Consider the following 21,822-nt stretch of genomic DNA (forward strand, 5'->3'; position numbering starts at 1 on the left):
TTCACTTGAGCAACTCCCGGCACACCGGTTTGTCGTGCGGCACGCCAAGCAGCTCGCAGACGGTACCGCACAGATCGGTTTGTTTCGGCGCGGCGTCGGCATCCAGGCTGAAGGCGTCACCGAGGACAAACAGCGGCACTTCGCGCTCTTGCGGCAATAGGCCGTTGTGAGAGCGGTCGTTGTTCATGCCGTGGTCGGCCGTGACCAGCACCTGGTAGCCGGCGTCGAGCCAGCCTTGTAGGTAGTCGGCCAGGATAATGTCGGCCGAACGGGCGCTGTTGCGGTATTGCGCGGTGTCGAGGCCATGCTTGTGGCCGGCATCGTCGATATTCATCGGATGCACCAGCAAAAAGTTGGGCGCGTGCTTGAGCCGCAGGCTTTCGGCATCGGCGAACAGATGGGAATCCGGATAGTGGTCAGTCCAGTAGAAATGCCCGTGCTGGATCGTCAGCGCCTTGTTGTCGGTGTGGCGATCACGCGCGGCGACGAAGGGCGTGCGGTTGTACAACTCGCTGACCCAATGGTAAGCCGCCGCTGCCGTGGCCAAGCCAGCATCGGTGGCGTAGTGGAAAATGCTGCGCTGGTTGGACAGGCGCGAGACGTTGTTATGGACAATGCCGCTGTCAATGGGTGGCACGCCGGTGAGGATGCATTCATACAACGGGCGGGACAGGGCGGGCAGTTCGCATTCCAGTTTGTAGAGGGCTGCGCGTCCTGCGCCGACGTAGGCCTGCAAGTGCCCCATGGCGTGCCGGGCGACCTCGAAATTCAGGCCGTCGAGCACGACAAGGATGACAGTGTGCTTCATGGGGGCTGGGGCTCCGCAACAGGGGGTATGGCTCAGTATCAACTTGGAATGGGATCAAATGTGGGAGCTGGCTTGCCTGCGATGGCGGTGTATCAGTGGACACCAATGTTGAATGTCAGACCGCTATCGCAGGCAAGCCAGCTCCCACACTGACCGCACTTGTATCAGAGAGACCGATTACTTCATCTCTACGATGACCTGCTCGTTCCACATCTGCGGAAGCTTCTTGGACGTCGCTTCCCAGGCATCGGCATCTTTGATCGGCTGCGGGTTGGCCTTGGTGTATTGCTCGCCCGGGATCAGGTTCTTGGCGATATCGGCCGGCAGCTTCAGGTCGGTTTCCGCACGGATCGGACGCGCATTGCCCTTGGCCAGGTTGAGTTGGCCGGCATCGCTGAAGATGTATTCGCGGGTCAGCTTGGCGGCGTTCGGGTGCTTGGCGTATTTGTTGATGATGGTGGTGTAGCCCGATTTCACCGAGCCATCCGATGGAATCAGCACCACGTAGTCATCCGGGTTGGCCATCTTGGCTTTGTAGCTCAGGCCGTTGAAGTCCCAGACAATGCCAACTTCGACTTCGCCTTTTTCCATGGTGGCGATGGTCGGGTTGGACAGTGAGAGGCGACCTTGCTGGGCGATCCTGGTGAAAAACTGCAGGCCCGGTGCGATGTTTTTCTCGTCGCCCTTGTTGGCGATAGCGGCGGCGAGTACCGCATTGGAGGCTTGGGCTGCGGTGCTTACATCACCCACCGACACCTTGTATTTGCCGGTTTGCAGGTCGGCCCAACTGGTCGGCACTTCGGAGCCGTGCAGCAGCTTCTTGTTGACGATAAACGCGATGGTGCCGGTATAGGCCAGGGCCCAGTGACCGTCCTTGTCTTTTGCCCAATCCGGAACCTGCGCCCAGGTGGAGGGTTTGTAGGGCTGGGTGACTTCCTGCTTCACCGCGATCGGGCCGAAGGCTGCGCCCACGTCACCGATATCGGCACTGGCGTTGTCTTTTTCGGCTTTGAACTTGGCGATTTCCTGGGCCGAACTCATGTCGGTATCGATGTGCTTGAGGCCGTAGGTCTTGGCCAGGTCTTCCCAGGTGCCTTTCCAGTTGGCCCAATCATCGGGCATGCCGACGCTGTTGACGGCGCCTTCCGCCTTGGCGGCGGCTTCCAGGGTTTTTAGATCGGTATCAGCGGCCATGGCGGCGGTGCACATGGCAATGGTCGAGCCTAACAGTGATGCCAGGAAAAGCTGTTTCATCCGAAGCTCCTTTGGGCGTTTTACACGCGGCGTCTTATACGAACGTTGGCGAGGGTGTGGTCTAGGTCAGCAATACCTGAGCCAATTTAGGCCCGATGGATGACAGTTTCATGTCGATGTCGTTTTTGAAGCACGGGTGTCGCTCAGCTCAGACTTAGCGTAGACCATGCCCAACAGCCCGCAGGCCCTGGACTTGGCCGATGTATTGCAGGGTGTGGTGCAGGCGGTGGCTACCGGCTGTCATCTGTCGGTCATCTGTAATGCCTAGGCTGGCTCGCAGCAGCAAAAGCCCAGATAGAGCGCGATTTGTGCACCTGAACGGTGCTGGTCTAGTCCAGATAGGTAACGTTGATGCGGGATGAGGCAATCAAGGCGGTAACCTCCATCGGTCTGGCGCTGCAAGAGCAGATCGACCACGGCCTGTTGCCGCCAGCCAGCAAATTGCCCGCCGAGCGCAAGCTCAGCGAGTTGTTTGGTACCACCCGCATTACCGTGCGCGAAGCTTTGTTACAACTGGAGGCCCAAGGGCAGATCTATCGCGAAGAGCGCCGTGGCTGGTTCGTCTCGCCGCCGCGGTTGGCCTACAACCTGATGCAGCGCAGCCACTTTCACGCGATGGTCAGTGACCAGGGGCGTGTGGCCGCCACTGAAGTGATCAGCGCGCGATTGCAACCGGCGTCGGCGGCGGTGTGTGCGTGGTTGCAGTTGCCGGCGCTGTCCAGTGTGATCCAGATTTGCCGCAGCCGCAGGATCGACGGGCGCTTGGTGCTGTATGTGGAGCACTACCTGAACCCGCGGTATTTCCCGGGGATCCTGGCGTGTGATTTGAATCAGTCGATGACCGAGCTGTATGCGCGCAACTACGACTTGCACTATGGGCGGGTGCGTTTCGAGATTGTGCCGACTTCACTGCCGGTGGAAGCTGCGGCGGCATTGCGTGTATCGGTGGGCAGCCCGGGCTTGCGCATCGCCCGGGTTAACTATGACCAACACCAGCGCCTGATCGATTGTGACCTGGAGTTCTGGCGACATGATGCGATTCATGTTGGGGTGGATGTTATGGCGTCAGCGTCTTGATCACCTGATCCACATTGGTTTGCAACTCTGTCACCGGTTCGGCGCCGTCCACATTCAACACCAGCAGTGTGGAGCCACCTGCAGTGACAGCTGCTTTTACCGCGTCACTCGGCTGACGATGGTGCAGCACCACCGCCACTTCGTTGTCCTTGAGCTGCGCACTGAGTTTTTGCAGCGCTTCAGGCGTCCAGTCTGCGTCTGGGCGAGCATCGGTGCTGACCAGTTCCAGGTTCAAGCTGCTGATCAAATAGGCAAAGTGATCGCTCAAGCTGACTACACTCAGGTTATCGGCTTGGGCCAGGCGCGCCTCGCTGTCGGCGGTGAGCTTGAGCAGGCGTTGCTTGAGTGCAGCCAGGTTGGTATCGATTTTTGGTTTGGCGCCTGGGGCGAGACGGCTCAGGTCGGCGGCCAATACATCGGCCATACGGCCCAGATTGTTGCTCGATTGCCAGGGTTGGCTGTTGAGGCCATCGGTGACACCCGGTTGTACCGCAATGCCCGGCAAGCCACCGTCCACCGGGCGTGCAGCGTCCACTTCAACGATGCGGATATTGCTGCGCCGTGCCACGGGGTACAGCGGATCATCGGCCCACAGCGAGCGCAAGCCGATGGCGGCGTCGGCGTCCTGCGCCAAGGTGTTGAGTGCCGCCGCGCCGCGGCCGGTGAAGTAGGACACCTGCCGCGAGCCGGGTAGGTTGGCTGGCGCGGCGCGTTCAAGCTGCACGTCGGTATCCTTGAGCAGCACTTCGGCCAAACCGTAGGTAATGGGCAGCGAGGCCAGCACCTTGACCGGTTTTACCGACTTGGCCTTGGTCAGCGCGGCATGGCCGAGGCCGTGATTGGCCTTGAATTCCTTTGGATCGAAACCATCAACGGCAGCCTGTGCCGATGTACTGATCAAGCAAGCGATGGCCAGGGCCATTGGGCGAAAGACAGGGCGCATTATCCAAGATTCCCTTTGAGGCTGGGCACGGTGCCGCGAGCGATGGCGGCGAAGGCGAAGGCGATACCGGCAACCAGAATGATTGCAGCGCCGGACGGGATCGGCAGGTCGAAGATGATCGGCAGCAGGATGCCGCACAGGGTACTCACAGTGGCGATCAGCACCGAGACCCAGAAGAAGCCCTTGAGCGATTGGCTCAACAGACGCGCCGCGGCCGCAGGGATCACCAGCAGCGCACCGACCAGGATCGCGCCGATCACCTTGACCGCAGCCACGGTGATCAGCGTCACCAGGATTACGAACAGGTAGTCCAGCGTCTTCACCGCCACACCGCGCACCGCCGCCAGTTGCGGGTTGAAGCTGGCGAGCATGATGCGGTTGTACAGCGGCAATGCCAGGGCCATGACCAGCGAACCGACGATTGCCAGTACCAGCAAGTCATTGCCGTTGACCGTCAGTACCGAGCCAAACAAAACGTTTTCGAGGATATGCACGTTGATCTTGCCGGCCAGGATCAGCAGCAGGCTGGCGCCCAGCGCCAGCGACACCGACAGGAACACGCCGATCAAGGTATCCGGCGCCAGGCCGGTACGATTGCGCAGATAGTTGAGCAGGATGCCGAACAGCAGGCAGTAGCCGAACAGGCTGCCATAGGGCCCGGTGTAGGGTTCGCCCAGCAGGATGCCTACGGCCACGCCGGTCAGCGCAGCATGGCCGACCGCTTCGGAGAAAAACGCAAAGCGCTTGACCACCACCAGCGTACCCAGGCCGCCCAGTACCGGGCCGATCAGCAAGCCAGCGAGCAGGGCGTTGACCACAAACCCGTAGGCCAGGGCTTCCGGCAGGTAACCGGAAGACGCCCAGCCCTGGACCATCAAGCGAAAGGCTTCATAACTCATTGTGCCGGGCTCCGCGGGTGAGTGGAAAACAGGGTCAGCAGGCGGTCCGGGGTCAGCGCCTCTTTTGGCGTGGCGTCGAACAGCACGCGGCGGTTCAGGCCGGTGACACGGTCAGCCAGGCGGCCGACGGCTTCCAGGTCGTGCTCGATCCACAGCACGGTGATCCCGGCCAGGCGCCAATCATTGAGCAGCCGTTCGAACACCTGGATGCCGGCTTCATCAAGGGCCGACATGGGTTCGTCCAGCACCAGCAATTGCGGTGCAGGGATCAGGCCCTGGGCCAGCAGCACGCGCTGGCGTTCACCGCCGGACAACGCGCCCATGCGCCGCTTGCGTTTGTCATGCATGCCGACGCGCTCAAGTGCGTCACCGATCGCCGCTGCGTAATGCCGGGACAGGCCAAGGAACGCAGGCCGCCGTTGGCACATGGCAGCCATGAAATCGTCGACGGTCATCGGCAGGCCGCGGTCGAACTCCAGCGCCTGAGGCACGTAGCCAATGGTGCCGGGCGCGGCCGGCCACTCCAGGCTTAAACGGCCCTGGTGGGGCGTTTGGCCGAGCAGAGTCTTGATCAGCGAGCTTTTGCCGCCGCCATTCGGACCGACCAGCGCATGGATGCTGCCTGGCTGTACCTGGAAACTCACGTCGTCGAGGATCACGGTGCGCCCCAGGGTCAGCGAGACCTGGTCGAAGTTCAGGGTCGGGCCGACGCTGACGGCGTTCAGTTGTTGCGCCGCGGTCATGCCCCTGACTCCTGGATTGCGCGGACCACGGTGTTGAGGTTGCCGGTCATTTCCACTTCGTATTTTTCAGCGCTGTATTCGCCATAGGAAATATGCGACAGCGGGTACAGCTTGACCCCGGATTCACGCTGGATGGTCTCGACGTAGGTGGACGGGAAATCCATCTCCGAAAAGATCACCTTCACATCCAGGGCGCGCAGTTCATCGATGGTTTTCTTCAACTGGCTGGGGCTTGGCTCGATACCATGGGCCGGTTCTACCACTGCGGTGACTTCCAGGCCGAATTCGCGCAGCAGATAGTCGTAGGCTGCGTGCACCGTGGCAACGCGCAGGTCCGGGTTGGGGGCGCTGGTCAGCTTGGCCAGGGCGTCGGCGCGCATCTGGCGCAGGCGCTTGCCATAGGCGCGGGCGTTCTGGGTGTAGGTTTTGGCGTTGTCCGGGTCGAGCTTGCCCAACTCGCGGGCGATGTTGTTGACCTGGGCAATCGATGCACTGATCGACAGGAAGGTGTGCGGGTTGACCACCTTGCCCGCACCGCGCGCGGCATTGCCGGTGGCCGCCAGCAGCGGCACGTTGGCGTTGGCCTCGATCACCTTGATGTCCGGGCGCTCGCTGGTGGCGATCATGCGGTCGGCGAAGTCGTCATGGCCAACCCCGTTGAGCACGATCACGTCCAGGGTGCCGATGCGCTTGATGTCGTCGGCGCGGGGCTCGTAGGCGTGTGGATTGAAGCCGGCCGGGATCAGCGGTACCACTTCGGCCTTGTCGCCGACGATATTGGCCACGTAGCTGTAGTAGGGGTGGAGGGTGATGCCGATACGCAGGCGTTTCGCTGCTTCGGCATTCGCCAGGGGAGCGAGCAGCAGGCTGAGGAAGCTGACCAGTAACAGGCGCAACAGGGGCGATGAAATAGACATGGGCAATCGGTCTTCTCGTTCAGTGACGATGCTGGCGGGTCACGCCGGCATCGAATTGCGCAACCACTTGCTGCCAGCCGGCTGCGATCAGTGCCTGGTCAGTGAGGTCGGAGGGGGCGGCAAGATTGACGCTGCGGTTGAGCCAGATATCCGGCTCGTCGCTCTGCACGCGCATCAGCAGCGAGCCGCTGGTGGCCGGTGCCTGGCTCAAGCCCAGGTAGGCGGCCGAGGGGAGTAACTGCCAGCGATGGCCACCACGGCTGACCGAGCTGGCATCCTGGGCAAAGGGGGCGAAGCCTTCGTCGGCCAGTTGCTCAGGTGTCGGCAGGGCGCTTTGCTCCTGCTGCAACAAGTGGATTTCATCCAGAGTCACCCGCAGGTCGGCGTAGATGCCTTGCTCGGCGGCGCTCAGGTCACGGCGGGCGTCCAACTGGTGGCTTGGCAGCGCCGCAATTTCCTGGGTTTCACCGTGCAGCGCCACGACCGTGCCCGCCACCGCCAGGATGAGCAGGCACAGCAGCAGCACATAGAGCGTTTCATGGCCGGCACCGGCGGGGCGTACAACCTGTGTAGTACTCATTGCGCCTGGATATCCGCTTGGTCGATTTCCACCACGTGGCCGGGGCCTGCATCAAACAGCACATAGAACTCGGCTGCGGGCTTCTTGAAGGTCAGGGTCGAATCTTCACCGAGCTTGCCGGGCACCAGGATGGTTTCGTCGTAGCCGATCACATCCAGCGTCACGCCGGGTGCGCCACTGCCGTCGGAAAAGCCGCCCTTGCACTGGATCTGCTCGCCGGGGATTTCCTTGCATTCGCACATCGGGTTGTGGGCAAAGGCGGTGGTACTCAAGCCGGCGCACAGTAACAGTGCGGCGCGGGTCAGGCGCTTGAACGTCATGGTTTAACTCCTTGCTTGTTCAGCCAGGCAATGGTGGCAGGCGAAGCCTGGTTCAGCGGGATGGAACCCTGGTGCATGCTGCCGTCCCAGCCTTCCATGGTCACCCAGACTTCGGCGTCCACCGGTGTGCGTTCCGGCACTGGCAGGGCGGCGCCCATGCGGTATGGCGTACCGAAGAAGATCACCCCGGCGGCGCGCAGGCTGCGGGGTTTACCGATACGCAGGTAGGTGGCCTTGACTTCGTTGGCGCAGGTGTCACACAGGGCGGCGTTGAAGAATTTCATCGGCCCGGCCGGGTTCGGGCTCGGGCCTTCATTGCGGAACTCGGCCAGGGTCAGGCTCCAGGGGCCGACTTGCACTTGCCCGGCTACGCGCTCGCCGATACCGGTATCCCCGCGAAACAGTGCGGCGTCGGCGAAGTACTTGGGCATGAACCCCAGCGGTATCAGCAACAGCAGAACATTGATGTGAAAACGCCATTTCAGCCAGAGGGCGCGCAGTGGGGATGGCGGTACGGTCGCGACCTTGCTCATCGCTGTGCCTCCGAGGTTTTGGCGTGCATGGCCGGGATAGAAGCGGGTTGGCGTTGCGTCTTGGCTTCGCGCTTGAGGGCATTGAGGGTGGCCAGGGCCGTGCGCTTGGTCCAGATCAGCAAGCCGCTCAATACCATCATGCTCAGCACCAGGCCGAAGAAGGCCCAGATCAACTTGATCCACAAGCCGCCGAAGTCACCGGTATGCAACGGGCGCATCGACTCGGTGACGAACTCCAGGGGGGTGCGGTCGGACAACAGGTTCGAGACGGCAATTTCACCGTCATAGGGGTTCAGTTGCGCGGTCTGGAACATCAACGGGTACCAGCCGCGCCCGCCGATTTGCAGGTGGCTGTACGCGTTGCTTGGCATGAACACAAAGCTGGCGTCCAGCCCCGGGATTTTTTCGGCGGCGATGTCGATGGCCTTATCGATAGGGATCATCGGTGCCGGGACGCCCGACGCCGACAATGGCACCTTTTCACGGGCAATCACCGGCACGATGGGCTCACTGGAAATGGATATCTGGTTGTCGCTCAAGGCCGCCTCGATCAGGAACCAGGTGCCGGTGATTGAAATGACCGCGATAAACCAGATCGACCAGATGCCGCTCAGGCGGTGAAAGTCGCCCCAGAAGATCCGCGCACCGTGTCGGATACGCAGGGTAGGGCGCAGGAAACCTTTCCAGAAGCGTTTGTACACCACCAGCCCGGTGACCAGCGAGGCAAGCAGTGGCAAGCCCAGCGCGGATACCAGGTACCAGCCCCAGCTGTACCCATTGGTGAAAGGCACCAGCCACCAGCCATGCAGGGCGCGGGTAAATTGCTGAAAGTTGAACGAGGGGCTGATGCCCTGGATCGCTCCGGTATAGGGGTTGGCGTAGACGTCCACCGAGCGCCCATCCGGGTAGCTGAGGCCGACGCTCAGGGCGAAGTGCGACTCATCCGGGCGAATGATGGACTGGACGATTGCCTTGGGCTCATCGCGCTTGATGGCCGCGATCACCTGGTCAAAGCTCAGCGGCTGGGCGTCATCCGACGGCTTGCTCGCACGGATATCCGGGTTGGCCAGCCACACGATTTCCTGGCTCACCACGGCCAGGGTGCCGGTGACACAGACGATCAGTACAAAGAACCAGATGGGCAACGCCAGCCAGCTATGTACGAGAAACCAGAGTTTGGAGCGTGACTTCTTCGACATATGAATGAGGGTCTTGAGCGAAGGGGGCAATGAAAGCCCGGAAAAGGCCAGTCGTAGCTTTTGCTGACGCGACGGGCTGTATCTAAATTAAGACGAATGAGAATGAGAAATCCCTAAGGCGCATATGAAAGAAAATGTTTCAGGTTCACATTCAGGCCGGATTTGAGAGCTGATCGAACACGCAATACACCGGCCCCTAGGCGTTCAGCGGCTTGCGTGAGGCCGGGCCTGACCTCCAGGGACGTGATCATGCCGCTGGGTGATTTCGTCATCAGCCATGCGTTTGAGCGCCACTGCCTCGCGCCCAGCCCCTGGCTCAGCGGAAGTGCGGCTACGTAGTTATATAAGTAGAAATAACCCTCTCTATAACAGCGGCGCGCGTTGCTTTCAGTATTATTTGTTTTTCAAATAGCTTGGCTTGAACGAAAGCCCCCCTTGTCATTAAAGGGTGTTGGCACGGGTGCAGGTTAATTCCAGAAAAATTACAAGGTTATTGTATTGACACATTGGCGGGCATCGGCTTTAGTGAGTGCGGACTTGGAAGTCGGAATATTATAAAAAGGAAGTTGATTGCATGACCGTGCTAGTCGTTTATTCGCGTCATCACGTGGTGAACTGTTATATCTCTCTGGTGCCGGTGATCAAATTAGTTACTTGATCGTGGTCTGTCGCCTGCCCGTCGGTTGTCATTGTTGCGAATAATACTTTTCCTGCGCTGGAAAAGTACGCGTCCCTATGCCTTAACAGAGAGTTCAAACTCATGTCGATTTTTGATCAAGCCATGCATCGTTCAGTTCAGTGGCAAGACTGGCGTTGGCAGCAGAAGAATGCCATCCGCGATGAACCTGCACTGCGCAATGCCTGCGGTGGATGGGGCGAGGCCACAACGGCGCATATCGAGCACAACTTGCAAGATCGCAAGATGCAGATCACGCCTTACTACATTGATTTGATCAAGCGTTCACTCACCACCGGCGAGGTGATGGACCACCCACTGTGGCGCCAGGTAGTACCGTATTGGAGCGAACAGGTGCAGGGCGACTACGACGGCAGTTCCGAAAACTGGGAACTCAATCATGAGATGAAGACGCCCATCTGCCAGCACAAGTACGACAACCGCGTGATCCTGCGCACCACCAACACCTGCAATGCCTATTGCCAGTTCTGTTTCGAGGCGCTGCGCACGCTGCAGGTGGGCACCGACAAAGCTAACGCCAACACCGACTCGTTCAAGGATTCGGTGGAGTACATCCGCGCTAACCCGGCGATTGAAGAGGTGATTCTCAGTGGCGGTGACCCACTGATGCTGGCCGACCGCAAGCTTGAGGAGATGCTGGCCGCATTGCGCGGCATTCGTGATGACCTGCTGATACGCATTCATTCGCGAGCTTTGAGTTTCAACCCGTTTCGCGTGACCGATGAGTTGGTGGCGATGCTGCACAAGTACAAAGTCAATGCATTTGGTGTGCATGTCTGCCACCCGCTTGAACTCAGTGCTGATTTTGCCCTCGCGGTTAAACGGATTCAGGGCGTGGTGCCGATAGTATTCTCTAACATGCCGCTGTTGCGTGGCGTGAATGATGATGAAGCGACGTTGCATAAATTATTCATTGATCTTTATCGTCTGGGCGTAAAGCCCTATTACTTATATCACTTCATGCCGTTTTCACCCGGTGCTTCAGAGTATAAGGCCTCGATCAGCCAAGCCATCGTCATAATGGATCGGCTCAAACGCCGCGTATCCAATATTGCCCTGCCCGAATATGTACTTCCTCACGCACAAGGCAAGTTCACCGTGCCGTTGTTGGACTTTGAAAAACCTGAAGACTTACCGCATTTTGAAGTTCGCGATGGGCAGCGTACTTACCGTTTTCGCAACTGGGAGGGCCAATGGTGCAGTTGGCAGGATGCGGTATGAAACAGGGTGCGATTCTGTTTATTGATGTGGATGACAGCGCTTGCGCTCGCTACCGCTACCGGGAACCGCATTTCACGGTGGCCCGCGCCCACGGCTTGGCGTGTTTGACGGCCGCCGTGGCGGGGCGCAAGCAGCTGCAACGACTCACGGCCGACAGTGACGAAGTGTTCCTGCTCGAAACGCTCAGTGAGCAGTCCATCCTGGAGTTGGTCGGACAGTTGGACGGGCGTTATCAGGTGCGGGGGATTTTCTGCCAGGCCGGGCACCCGTCCGCACAAGGGGAGGTGGGCTGTATCGTTGCGCAGGCGTGTCAGCGGTTGGGCTTGGTCTACAGCCACCCAGAGGCGATTGCGGCGTGCAATAACAAGTTCTTGATGCGCCGCGTGTTGAAACAGCATGAGTTGCGTTCGGTACCGTTCGTGCTGTGCAACAACGAACCGGAACTCCAGCAAGGCGCCGAGCGCGTGGGTTATCCACTGATCGCCAAACCGCCCTTTGGCGGGGCTTCGGCGTTTATCAAAAAATGCTCGAACTGGGAGGAGCTACGCAGCCACTATCGGCATTTCGTGAGTGATCATGGCGCCGCCGCTTATGCGGACTTCTACGGCTGTGCGCACGCCCTGCCGCCTGAGGACGGGCTGCGGCGTGAATACCTGCCAGGGCGCAGCATTCTGTTGGAAGGTTATATTCCTGGCATCGAAGGCAGTGTGGAATGTGTGATTGCCGGCGAGCGTGTCCATCCGCTGCTGATCAATGAAAAACTGCTGCTGACCGAGCGCAGCGGCACGGTCCTTGAGAACCTGCTGATTTCCCCTCCGACGTCGTTCAGCCAGGCCCAGTGCGAGCAGATCCGCCAGTACGCGGTGGACTGCCTGCACGCGGTGGGCCTGACCAACGCCGTGGTGCATTTCGAGTTTCGCATGACGGACGCAGGGCCGGTGGTCATCGAGATCAACCCGCGCCTGGGCGGACTGTATGTGAACTCGGCGTTCCGCGACTTGGCCGGTATCGATCCTTATCAGTTGTATATGGGATTGTTGTTGGGCGAGAAGGGCATCAATGCACAGTTGGAGGCCGGCGCACATAAGAACGCCGAGGCGCGGCAACACTACGCGATGCTGGCGATTTATCCGCAGCACAGTGGCCTTTTCAGGGGCATTGACGGCCTGCAGTTCCTGGACCAACACCGCTCGGTGCTGGAATACGCCCCGCAGGACCCCGGCCACTACATTGACGCGGATATCGAGGAGCATTATTTGCTCAAATGCTGGGCCCAGGTTGGCAATGCCGCCGACGCCCATGCCTTGCACGATGCGTTGCAGCAACACCTGCGCATCCTCATCGATCCACCGGTTGCAGGATAGCGATATGGACATCCCTCAGATTTCGGCGCTTTTGCGCGAACATCACTTTTGTCATCGCCCGGACTTTCGCGAACTGGTCAAAGTTGAACCCGGTGAGGAGCAAAGCTTTCGCGCGTATTGGGATAACCTGGTGCGCGACGAGGCGTTCAGGACTTACACCCACCGCGAACGGCGCATCTTGCGCTATCGTCTGTTACCGTCACGGCAATTGCAGATCGACAGGAATACGGCGTTCAAATCGCCGGTCACCTACGCGGTGAACTATCGCCAGGGCGTGAACCACCTGAGCTACAGCGAGGAGGGCTTTATCGAGCACCCACTCATGCAGAAGCTGCTGGCGACGGACCTTGCAGTGATTGCCCCGCACCTGGGCGAACAGACCTATACGATCGATATCCATCAGTTTCGGGTGCGGGCGGATGGGCCATCGAGCAGCCCGACCACTTCGGGGATTCACCAGGACGGCCTGGATTGGGTGTTCATGCACTTTATTGGCGAATGCAACACGGTGCCGGTGGTGTCGGAGGTGTTTGCCGACGAAACGGAGCACAGCCGGCTGCTGAAACTGCCGATGGAGAAATTTCTGGAGACTATCGTGATCAACGACCGTGGGTTCTACCATCGGGCCGGGGAGGTGCGACCGCGGGTGGAGACGGCACCGGCCTGGCGCGATGTGCTCTTGGTAAGCCTGCGCAGTGTCGAGGAGGCACAGCCTGCATGAGCCACGATCAACAACTGAATCTGTCGACCCGCAACGCTCGCCTGATCATCTTTGCTCGCGGTGTGTCGGATTTTGGCGCGTTCCTCAACATGGTGGCGTTGTCCACTTATGTGTACTGGCTCAGCCAGAGCGTAGTGTTTGTCAGCATCTTCCTGGCGTGCCGGGTCACCGGCGGGATTGTCGCCAGCCTGTTTGGCATCCCGTTTTTCCGGCGGTTTGCCGGGCGTGGGACGTTGGCGGGGCTGGACCTGGCCCGGGCGCTGTTGCTGACGCCGCTGCTGGTATTGTTACCGGCCCATCAACTCACCCTTCTTCCCTTTATCGCCTTCGGCATCGGCCTGTGCAATTCGCTGTTTGCCATTGGCCTCAACAGTCAGTTGCCCACCTGGGTCGCGCTTGAGCAGCGGGTGAATACCAACGCATGGATCACCTCGGCGGCTGCCACCGGCGCGGTCTTCGGCAGTTTGCTCTCCGGCTTGCTGATCGCCACGGGAGGATTTGAAGCGGTGTTTGCCGTCAACATCGGCACCTATGTGATTGCCGCTTGCCTGGTCTTGCCCTTGCGCGCGTTGTTTAGCGTTGCTGTTGCCGCGCATCGCGGGCTGGCCGCCGAATGGCACGAGCTGACCAAGGGGTTGCGCGGTGCGCCGGTGCTGGCCGCGATGTTGTTGATCAGCATGCTCGACACCCTTGGCAGCGCGGCCCATAACGTCGGCTGGCCAGTGCTGTCGCAGTACATTTCACCGGACACGGCCAAGACGGTCATGGGCTATCTGCTGGCCGTGTGGGCCTGTGGCAAGTTTGTTGGCGCGCGCATCGCCAGTGCAGTGTTGAAAGGTCGTGGCACCCAAGGCATGGAGCGCTTGTTCATGCTCGGTGTGGCGTTGATGTCCAGCGGCTTTATCCTGACATTCCAGCAGACCGAACTGTGGCTGGCGCTGTTGCTGGTGGTGTGGGCAGGGCTGGGCGATGGATTGTCCGAGGTGGCGTTGATCTCCCGTGCGCAAAGCGAGCCCGATAGCTTGCGCTTGCCGCTGTTCAGCCTCTTGACCCTGATCCAGATGGCCGGTTTTGGCGTGGGCATGCTGGTGGTCGGGCCGTTCTATGTGACGTGGACGCCGGCCCAGGTGATCGTGTTGTTCCATGGGCTGCCATTGACCGCCTTGTTGGTCATGACGATATGGCTGGGGCGCAATGCGTACCGGGGTGTCAGATCGACAAACCCTTGAAGTGTTCCAGACTCCACGCAGGCCTTTAGCTTGCCGGAACAGGCCGATTGGAACCTGGGGCAAGGCGTGGCGTGTTGCAGGCGCGAGCAAGCTCACGCCCACAGGGTTAATTTTGCTTGAACATCTGCATGGCACGTTGGCGGATTTGCTCCTCGGTCAGGTCCTCCTTATGGGTGGCCAGGAACCAGAGATGACCGAACGGATCCTTCACACTCGCCGAGCGATCCCCATAGAACTGATCCTGCGGCTCGGACACTACGCTGGCGCCGGCATCAACCGCCTGTTTGAATTGTGCGTCCACGTCATTCACATACAGGTGCAAACCGACACTGGGATGTGAGTCGGGATTGCGCAGGGCCGTTTCGTCACAGGGCGTGCCCAGCATGATCACCGCTTCGCCAATACGCAGCTCCGCATGGCCGACCCTGCCGTCGGGCATGTCCAGGCGCATGAACACTGAGGCGCCAAAGGCCTTTTTGTAGAACTCGATCGCCTTTGCGGCCTCGTTGATGCCCAGGTAGGGAGTAATGCCGTGGTAACCCTCGGGAATAGGTTTAACGCTCATAACGTTCTCCTTTGATTGTGGTTATGGAGTTACAGCCTTTTCACTATAGGTCACGTTGCATTGCGCAACCGGCTTTACCGATCGGAATCAAGCGTGGGCTCCAGCAGTTGCGCACCGGGGCCACGCTCACCCAACTGGTCATCGTGATTGCGCAACGGGCACGCCTCCATCGACAGGCACCCGCACCCGATACAACCATTGAGCTTGTCGCGCAGCAGCATCAGCTTGTTGATGCGCTCATCCAGATCTTCACGCCACAACGCCGACAGCCGCTCCCAGTCGTGAGCGTTCGGTGTACGCCCATCGGGCAGGGCCCGCAATGCCTCGCCAATGGTCGCCAGCGGAATGCCCAGGCGTTGAGCGATTTTGATCAGCACCACCCGGCGCAGTACGTCCCGTGGATAGCGGCGTTGATTGCCGGCATTGCGATTGCTTTTGATCAGTCCTTTGGATTCGTAGAAGTGCAGGGCGGTGACCGCTACGCCGCTGCGGGCGGCCAACTGACCGACGCTGAGTTCGTTGCTGAGCATGTAAGACTCCCAAACAGTGCTTGACCTCGACTTAACTAGAGGTTTTACCCTGCGTGACATCGAATCGCAAGATTCTGCCTACAGAGAAAGGGGAGTGCTCATGCAGGTATCAGAGAAAAATCGCAGCTTCACTCAATTGATCGAATTTCAGATCGAGCCCCGCCAGCAATCAGCCCTGGTGGCGGCTTTGACCACCCAGAGCGAGCGCCTCGCTGCAAGCCATGGCGGCTTTCTGAGCGCCAGTGTGCAGGTCAGTGATGATGGGCGGCGGGTGCTCAATTACCTGCAATGGCAATCCCGCGAGGACGGAGAAGCAGCCTTCAAGCGTTTCGAGCACGGCGACGAAGATTTCTGGACACTGATCCGCGCGCATCAAGCGACGGCTGTGACCTTCGGATCATTCCAGGTGTTGCGCAGTTTTGAGCGCAGTCAGGACGATGCTTTGCACTGCCGCTTAAATGGATAAATGCAGCATCCGTTCGCCCTGCAGCGTTTGCCCGGGCCGGCGTTTGTTTACCGCCAGTTCGCCGATCTTGATCAGGCGCGTGCGCGTAACGTTGCGGCTCAGGCCCAGCAGGTTGGCGGTGTGCACCTGGTTGTAATGGCTGAAGCGGTAAGCGGCGCGTAATAAAGCGTCCTCGACTTTTTCATGCAGGGCGCCGGCCTGTTCCTCGAAGAGCTTTTGAAACGCCCGCGCAAGCAAGGCTTCGGCGCTGTTGTCGGTGGCGTGCTGGCTGTCGTCCTGGCGCTCGATGCGCATATTTGACAGGCGCAGATCGTCGCGTTCGATCACGCCGTTGCGGCAGATCAGCAAGGTGTGGTGAATCACGTTTTCCAGCTCGCGAATATTGCCCGGCCAACTGTAGCGCTTGAGTTTGTGCTCGGCCTCGCTGCTGATGGTGATCGGGCCGTAGCCCAGGCGCTGGCTGTAGGCTTGGATAAAGTGGCGGGTCAGCGGCAGGATATCGCCGGGGCGCTCGCGCAGCGGGCTCAGCTCCAGACTGACCACATCGAGGCGGTAGTACAGATCTTCGCGAAAATGCCCGGCGTTGATGGCCTTTTCCAGTTGTACGTTGGTGGCGGCCAGGATCCTTACATCAATAGGTATGCTTTTGCGCGAGCCCAGGCGCACCACTTCGCGCTCCTGCAACACCCGCAGCAGCTTGACCTGGATGGCCATCGGCAGGTCGCCGATCTCATCGAGAAACAAGGTGCCGCCGTCTGCCTCTTCGAACCAGCCGGCCTTGGCGCTGAGGGCGCCGGTAAACGCGCCTTTCTCATGGCCGAACAACTCGGCTTCCACCAGAGATTCAGAGAACGCCCCGCAGTTCACCGCCACGAACGGCCGGTTGCGCCGGGCGCTGAGGTTGTGGATATGCCGCGCCACCAGCTCTTTGCCGGTGCCGGTCTCGCCGATGATCAGCACGCTGGCTTCGCTGGGCGCCACTTGTCGGATATGGTCGAGCAGTGCCTGGGATTTGGGGTCTTCGAAGACCTGGGCCGTGGCGCGGATCGAGGTCGCAAGGGCGGGCGAGGGCGGTAGGGTCAAAAGCTGCATGGGCACCTCTTTCAGGAGTAGAACGTCGGGATCGGCAGGGACTGGCTCAATGCCCCAACGGCCCCGTCAGGCTGGCATACAGCTGCGGTAGCAACGGGAACACTAGTTAACAGCTCCTTTAACGGCGGGGTACTGAGCAACAGAGGCGAAGTAGGTTGAACAAGGGCTGTACCAACGGGTTCAGGCCTTGATCTGTATGGGTATGGCGCTCGCTGCCGAGAAAGGGAGTTGTTGTCTGACCGCAGTTTTGGGGTTGGCTGTTGCCACTGCACAGTTGCTGACGTGTGAAGCTATTTATAGAGAAAATGATTTATTCCGTAAATGGATGTTTTTGCATATTTATAGATCTTTAAGGAATATTGGCGGCCGATTGTTGAAGGTGGCGTGCCGGTTGATAGCGACTATCACGGGCGATGATTTTTCAGTGGAAGGGACCGGGAGTAGCCTGTGTTCATTGACTTGAAACCCCTCTCGCAGAGCCGCCGCCATGAACCGTTTCCTCGCTGTTTCGCTGCTACTTGTTACCTCTGTCCTTGCCGGATGTGCGTCCCATCCAGCCCCGGAATTGCGTCCATACACCGCCGAGGAGACCCGGCAATTGGCCCTGGAGGCGCTGAGCCGTCGCGGCTTGTCGTTTGACGAATATCAGCAGCAGCGCGCTACGTTGCTTGGCCAGCCACAGAAGCCTTTCTCTTTTGATCGCCAGGGTGAAATGAACGCCGAGCGCAGCGTAGTCCTGCATGGTCGCCCCAGTTGAGCCGGCCTTTTGCGATAAAAAGCCCGAGGATTCCCTTAAGGAACCTCGGGCTTTTTGTTTGCCATGGAGCTACTTCAGCCTGTTAAGCTCAATTCCAGGAGCGTTCCTACGCACATTTAAATAAAGTTACCTTCTTTAATGGCATTCGATCGGTTAAACCTGACGACCTCTGTTCCGGTCGATGCCCCCCGAGAGGCTGCTTTCGGGAGCACGCTCTGCGAGTTTTAACGTCATGAATAAACGTCCGTTGTATTTTGACTACGCCGCTACCACGCCGGTGGATGAGCGGGTTATCCAGGTGATGGTCGAGTGCCTGGGCTTCAATGCCAACTTTGGTAACCCGGCGTCCAGTTCCCATGCATTCGGCCAGGCGGCCCGGCACACGGTTGAACAGGCGCGTCGCCAGGTCGCCGAGCTGGTCGGCGCCCAGCCGGAGCAGATCGTCTGGACCTCCGGCGCCACGGAGTCCAACAACCTGGCGCTCAAGGGAGTGACCCAGGCCCGGGGTGTGGCGGGTGGGCATATCATCACCAGCCAGATCGAGCACAAGGCCACACTGGATACTGCGCGGCAACTGCAGGAAGCCGGCGTGGCGGTGACCTACCTGGTGCCGGATGCGGACGGCTTGATCAGCGTCGAAGCGGTCAGCGAAGCCCTGCGCGAGGACACCTTCCTGGTCTCGCTGATGCTGGTCAATAACGAGCTGGGCACCCTGAATGACATCCCGGCCATCGGTGCGCGGGTACGTGAGCATGGCGCGTTGTTTCATGTGGACGCGGCGCAAGGGGCTGGCAAGGTAGCCATCGACCTGGGCCTGTGGCCGGTGGATTTGATGTCGTTCTCCGCTCACAAGCTGTACGGCCCCAAAGGTATCGGCGCGTTGTATGTCGGGCCTTTGGCGCAACAGAAAGTGCTGGCGCAGATTCATGGCGGTGGACACGAAGGGGGCTTGCGTTCCGGCACCCTGGCGACCCATCAAATTGCCGGCATGGGGACGGCGTTTGCCTTGGCGGCAGCGTCCTTTGCTGATGAGAAGGCTCGTATTGTAGCGTTGCGCCAGCGCCTGCTGGATCACCTGACGTCGGTTACCGGCTTGCGCCTCAATGGCAGCCCAACCCAACGTATCCCACATACCCTGAGCCTCACGTTCAGCGAGGGTGAGTTCAACTCTGCCACACTGAGCGCGGGCATTGCCTTTTCCGCGACTTCGGCGTGCAATTCGGCGAGCAATGCGCCGTCCCATGTGCTCCTGGCCTTGGGGCATGATGCTCGCAGCGCCGGACGCACTATCCGCTTGAGCCTGGGCCGGTTTACCACCGAACAGGATATCGACGAAGCGGCCCGGCTGATCAAGGCCGCACTGGCCAGCGCACCGGCGTTTTGGGCGGTCTGATTTATCATTGGCAACATATAACAATTATTCGTGGTTAGCAGGAGACACAATGAGTACGCAGCCTTTGACCCATGGAACGGTTCCCCAGCGCCTGGCGCATACCCGTGAACTGATGCGCCGCGAGGGCATTCACGCCCTGCTGGTGCCATCGGCTGACCCGCACTTGTCCGAATACTTGCCGGGCTACTGGCAGGGGCGCCAATGGTTGTCGGGGTTCCATGGCTCGGTGGGGACACTGATCGTCACAGCGGATTTTGCCGGGGTCTGGGCCGATAGTCGTTACTGGGAACAGGCGACCAAGGAACTCAAGGGCAGTGGCATTGAGTTGGTAAAGCTGCAGCCGGGCCAGCCTGGGCCGTTGGAATGGCTGGCCGAGCAAACCCCTGAAGGTGGCGTAGTGGCTGTGGACGGCGCGGTCATGGCCGTGGCTTCGGCACGTACTCTGGGGGGCAAGCTTGCCGAGCGCGGCGCCCGCTTGCGCACTGATATCGACCTGCTCGACGAAGTCTGGCAAGACCGCCCGACGCTACCGAACCAGCCGATCTACCAGCATCTGCCGCCTCAAGCCACCGTCAGCCGTGGCGAGAAACTCGCCGCACTGCGCGCCAGCTTGAAAGACAAGGGCGCCGATTGGCATTTCATCGCGACGCTGGACGACATCGCCTGGTTGTTCAACCTGCGTGGCGGTGATGTGTCCTTCAACCCGGTGTTTGTATCTTTTGCGTTGATCAACCAACAGCAGGCTACGTTGTTTGTCGCGCTGGGCAAGGTCGATGCCGAGTTGCGGGCGATGCTCGAGCAGGATGGCGTGACGTTGCGCGACTACAGCGAAGTGGCCAATGCACTGCGTGCCGTACCGTCGGGGGCCAGTTTGCAAGTGGACCCCGCACGCGTGACGGCCGGCTTGCTGGAAAATCTCGATGCCGGCGTCAAGCTGGTTGAAGGACTCAACCCGACCACGCTCGCAAAATCCCGCAAAAGCCTGGCGGACGCGGAACATATCCGTCAGGCCATGGAGCAGGATGGCGCTGCGTTGTGCGAATTTTTTGCCTGGCTCGACAGCGCCCTGGGCCGCGAGCGCATTACCGAACTGACGATCGACGAACACTTGACTGCGGCGCGTACCCGTCGCCCTGGCTATGTGTCGCTGAGCTTCAACACCATTGCTGCGTTCAACGCCAACGGCGCCATGCCGCATTACCACGCGACTGAACAAGAGCATGCCCTGATCGAAGGCGATGGCTTGCTATTGATCGATTCCGGTGGCCAGTACCTGGGGGGCACCACGGACATCACGCGGATGGTGCCCATCGGTACCCCGAGTGATGAGCAGAAGCGCGATTGCACGCGGGTACTCAAGGGTGTGATTGCCCTGTCCCGTGCACACTTCCCCAAAGGTATTCTCTCACCGTTGCTGGATGCGATTGCCCGTGCGCCGATCTGGGCCGAAGGGGTGGACTACGGTCACGGTACAGGTCATGGCGTAGGTTATTTCCTCAATGTGCATGAGGGGCCGCAGGTTATTGCCTACCAGGCCGCTGCCGCGCCACAAACAGCGATGCACCCCGGGATGATTACTTCCATCGAGCCGGGGACTTATCGCCCTGGTCGTTGGGGTGTACGCATCGAAAACCTGGTGTTGAACCGTGAAGCGGGCAAGACCGAGTTTGGGGAGTTCCTCAAGTTCGAAACCCTGACCTTGTGCCCGATTGACACCCGTTGCCTGGAACCGTCGTTGCTGACGGCGGATGAGCGCGAATGGTTCAACGCCTATCACGCCCAGGTGCGTGAGCGCTTGAGCCCGTTGCTCAGTGGTGCGGCGCTTGAGTGGTTGCAGGTGCGTACCACAGCTATTTGATTGGCTGCAGCCGGCCTGTGCCGGCTGCAAGCGATATTTAGCTGAGGGCTTCGCGCACGAAATCCAGCCGGTCCTGACCAAAGAACAGCTGATTGCCTACAAAAAAGCTGGGGGCACCGAACACGCCGCGTTTAACGGCTTGTTCGGTTTTGTCCTTGAGCGCGCTTTTGACGGCTTCATCATTGGACAGGGCCAATACCTGCTCTGGGTCGAACCCATGCTCGGTCAGCACATGGGCCACGACCTCGAGATCGCCCAGGTGTCGGCCTTCCACCCAGAGGGCGCGGAACAGGCAGTCGATAAAGTCGGGGAAGCGCTCAGGCTCATGGATTTGTATGCCGGTGATTGCGCGCATCAGTACCAGTGTATTGATGGGAAAGTGCGGGTTGAACCTGAGCGGTACATTGTAGCGTTTGGCGTAGCGCGCCAAGTCATCCAGCATGTAGCGACCCTTGGCCGGCACAGTGATCGGTGAGGCGTTGCCAGTAGCCTTGAATACGCCGCCCAACAGCATCGGTTGATAGACCAGATGCGCGCCGGTCTCGGCGCAGAGTGCCGATAGTTGGGTATAGGCCAGGTAAGTCGCGGGGCTACCGAGATCAAAGAAAAATTCCAGGGTTTTACTCATGGTCGATACTCGCTGCTTATTGTTATAG

The 21,822-nt window shown here is 59.8% G+C and carries 23 protein-coding genes; 9 read left to right on the plus strand and 14 right to left on the minus strand.

Annotated features, from left to right (window positions below):
• Position 1: 1 nt before the first annotated feature.
• Both IH404_RS10640 and IH404_RS10645 read right to left on the minus strand, forming a co-directional pair.
• Positions 2–808, minus strand: coding sequence for an alkaline phosphatase family protein (locus IH404_RS10640; RefSeq protein WP_005786725.1), 807 nt, complete (start codon positions 806–808; stop codon positions 2–4).
• A 177-nt stretch (positions 809–985) separates the two neighbouring features.
• Positions 986–2,062: an ABC transporter substrate-binding protein gene (locus IH404_RS10645; protein WP_005786727.1), complete on the minus strand. Its 1,077-nt coding sequence runs from the start codon at positions 2,060–2,062 to the stop codon at positions 986–988.
• A 351-nt stretch (positions 2,063–2,413) separates the two neighbouring features.
• On the opposite strand from IH404_RS10645, the gene IH404_RS10650 reads away from it, so the two are divergent.
• Entirely contained in the window at positions 2,414–3,139 is a 726-nt protein-coding gene (locus IH404_RS10650) for a UTRA domain-containing protein (RefSeq protein ID WP_005786728.1), read from the plus strand.
• On the opposite strand, the gene IH404_RS10655 is transcribed toward IH404_RS10650, so the two are convergent.
• The 8 genes from IH404_RS10655 to IH404_RS10690 are packed head-to-tail and all read right to left on the minus strand — an operon-like array spanning position 3,120 to position 9,273.
• A complete protein-coding gene (locus IH404_RS10655; protein WP_005786730.1) occupies positions 3,120–4,082 on the minus strand; it encodes a zinc ABC transporter substrate-binding protein in 963 nt (320 codons plus the stop codon). The genes IH404_RS10650 and IH404_RS10655 overlap by 20 nt on opposite strands.
• Complete coding sequence (locus IH404_RS10660) at positions 4,082–4,981, minus strand: metal ABC transporter permease (protein ID WP_005786732.1); 900 nt, start codon at positions 4,979–4,981, stop codon at positions 4,082–4,084. The genes IH404_RS10655 and IH404_RS10660 overlap by 1 nt, the downstream gene beginning before the upstream one ends.
• Positions 4,978–5,724: a metal ABC transporter ATP-binding protein gene (locus IH404_RS10665; protein ID WP_005786733.1), complete on the minus strand. Its 747-nt coding sequence runs from the start codon at positions 5,722–5,724 to the stop codon at positions 4,978–4,980. Before IH404_RS10665 ends, IH404_RS10660 begins: the two co-directional genes overlap by 4 nt.
• On the minus strand, positions 5,721–6,641 hold the full coding sequence (locus IH404_RS10670; RefSeq protein WP_005786735.1) for a metal ABC transporter substrate-binding protein: 921 nt from the start codon (positions 6,639–6,641) through the stop codon (positions 5,721–5,723). Before IH404_RS10670 ends, IH404_RS10665 begins: the two co-directional genes overlap by 4 nt.
• 19 nt (positions 6,642–6,660) lie before the next feature.
• Entirely contained in the window at positions 6,661–7,221 is a 561-nt protein-coding gene (locus tag IH404_RS10675; RefSeq protein WP_005786737.1) for a DUF6162 family protein, read from the minus strand.
• The gene (locus tag IH404_RS10680; protein WP_005786738.1) at positions 7,218–7,541 is read right to left on the minus strand and encodes a hypothetical protein; all 324 of its coding nucleotides are present in this window, start codon (positions 7,539–7,541) and stop codon (positions 7,218–7,220) included. Before IH404_RS10680 ends, IH404_RS10675 begins: the two co-directional genes overlap by 4 nt.
• Positions 7,538–8,074: a hypothetical protein gene (locus IH404_RS10685; RefSeq protein WP_005786740.1), complete on the minus strand. Its 537-nt coding sequence runs from the start codon at positions 8,072–8,074 to the stop codon at positions 7,538–7,540. The genes IH404_RS10680 and IH404_RS10685 overlap by 4 nt, the downstream gene beginning before the upstream one ends.
• On the minus strand, positions 8,071–9,273 hold the full coding sequence (locus tag IH404_RS10690; RefSeq protein ID WP_005786742.1) for a PepSY domain-containing protein: 1,203 nt from the start codon (positions 9,271–9,273) through the stop codon (positions 8,071–8,073). Before IH404_RS10690 ends, IH404_RS10685 begins: the two co-directional genes overlap by 4 nt.
• Positions 9,274–10,054: 781 nt before the next feature.
• On the opposite strand from IH404_RS10690, the gene IH404_RS10695 reads away from it, so the two are divergent.
• The 4 genes from IH404_RS10695 to IH404_RS10710 are packed head-to-tail and all read left to right on the plus strand — an operon-like array spanning position 10,055 to position 14,505.
• Positions 10,055–11,191 (plus strand): radical SAM protein, encoded by a 1,137-nt coding sequence (locus IH404_RS10695; protein WP_236648024.1) that lies wholly within the window; start codon positions 10,055–10,057, stop codon positions 11,189–11,191.
• A complete protein-coding gene (locus IH404_RS10700; RefSeq protein WP_194440387.1) occupies positions 11,188–12,555 on the plus strand; it encodes an ATP-grasp domain-containing protein in 1,368 nt (455 codons plus the stop codon). The genes IH404_RS10695 and IH404_RS10700 overlap by 4 nt, the downstream gene beginning before the upstream one ends.
• A 4-nt stretch (positions 12,556–12,559) precedes the next feature.
• Positions 12,560–13,276: a 2OG-Fe dioxygenase family protein gene (locus tag IH404_RS10705; RefSeq protein ID WP_005786749.1), complete on the plus strand. Its 717-nt coding sequence runs from the start codon at positions 12,560–12,562 to the stop codon at positions 13,274–13,276.
• Complete coding sequence (locus IH404_RS10710; RefSeq protein WP_005786751.1) at positions 13,273–14,505, plus strand: MFS transporter; 1,233 nt, start codon at positions 13,273–13,275, stop codon at positions 14,503–14,505. Before IH404_RS10705 ends, IH404_RS10710 begins: the two co-directional genes overlap by 4 nt.
• Positions 14,506–14,611: 106 nt before the next feature.
• Here IH404_RS10710 and IH404_RS10715 read toward each other — a convergent pair whose 3' ends face one another.
• Both IH404_RS10715 and soxR read right to left on the minus strand, forming a co-directional pair.
• Positions 14,612–15,070, minus strand: a complete 459-nt coding sequence (locus IH404_RS10715; RefSeq protein WP_005786753.1) for a VOC family protein — start codon at positions 15,068–15,070, stop codon at positions 14,612–14,614.
• A 74-nt stretch (positions 15,071–15,144) separates the two neighbouring features.
• Positions 15,145–15,600: a redox-sensitive transcriptional activator SoxR gene (gene soxR / locus IH404_RS10720; protein WP_005786755.1), complete on the minus strand. Its 456-nt coding sequence runs from the start codon at positions 15,598–15,600 to the stop codon at positions 15,145–15,147.
• A gap of 100 nt (positions 15,601–15,700) precedes the next feature.
• Here soxR and IH404_RS10725 point away from each other — a divergent pair, with 100 nt between their 5' ends.
• Complete coding sequence (locus IH404_RS10725; protein WP_005786757.1) at positions 15,701–16,066, plus strand: antibiotic biosynthesis monooxygenase; 366 nt, start codon at positions 15,701–15,703, stop codon at positions 16,064–16,066.
• Here the strand turns inward: IH404_RS10725 and IH404_RS10730 are convergent.
• Positions 16,055–17,158, minus strand: coding sequence for a sigma-54 dependent transcriptional regulator (locus IH404_RS10730; RefSeq protein WP_005786759.1), 1,104 nt, complete (start codon positions 17,156–17,158; stop codon positions 16,055–16,057). The two genes, IH404_RS10725 and IH404_RS10730, sit on opposite strands and share 12 nt — an antisense overlap.
• Before the next feature lie 487 nt (positions 17,159–17,645).
• Here IH404_RS10730 and IH404_RS10735 point away from each other — a divergent pair, with 487 nt between their 5' ends.
• From IH404_RS10735 to IH404_RS10745, 3 genes are all read left to right on the plus strand, one after another.
• On the plus strand, positions 17,646–17,915 hold the full coding sequence (locus IH404_RS10735; protein ID WP_005786761.1) for a hypothetical protein: 270 nt from the start codon (positions 17,646–17,648) through the stop codon (positions 17,913–17,915).
• Positions 17,916–18,147: 232 nt separating this feature from the next.
• Complete coding sequence (locus IH404_RS10740; RefSeq protein ID WP_194440388.1) at positions 18,148–19,308, plus strand: aminotransferase class V-fold PLP-dependent enzyme; 1,161 nt, start codon at positions 18,148–18,150, stop codon at positions 19,306–19,308.
• Between the two features lie 49 nt (positions 19,309–19,357).
• Positions 19,358–21,166, plus strand: a complete 1,809-nt coding sequence (locus IH404_RS10745; protein ID WP_005786764.1) for an aminopeptidase P family protein — start codon at positions 19,358–19,360, stop codon at positions 21,164–21,166.
• 37 nt (positions 21,167–21,203) lie between these two features.
• Here IH404_RS10745 and IH404_RS10750 read toward each other — a convergent pair whose 3' ends face one another.
• Positions 21,204–21,794, minus strand: coding sequence for a 2-hydroxychromene-2-carboxylate isomerase (locus IH404_RS10750; protein WP_005786766.1), 591 nt, complete (start codon positions 21,792–21,794; stop codon positions 21,204–21,206).
• Positions 21,795–21,822: the final 28 nt, after the last annotated feature.

Origin of the sequence: Pseudomonas sp. OST1909, assembly GCF_015277575.1 — a bacterium.
In the GTDB taxonomy this organism is placed as follows: domain Bacteria; phylum Pseudomonadota; class Gammaproteobacteria; order Pseudomonadales; family Pseudomonadaceae; genus Aquipseudomonas; species Aquipseudomonas synxantha_A.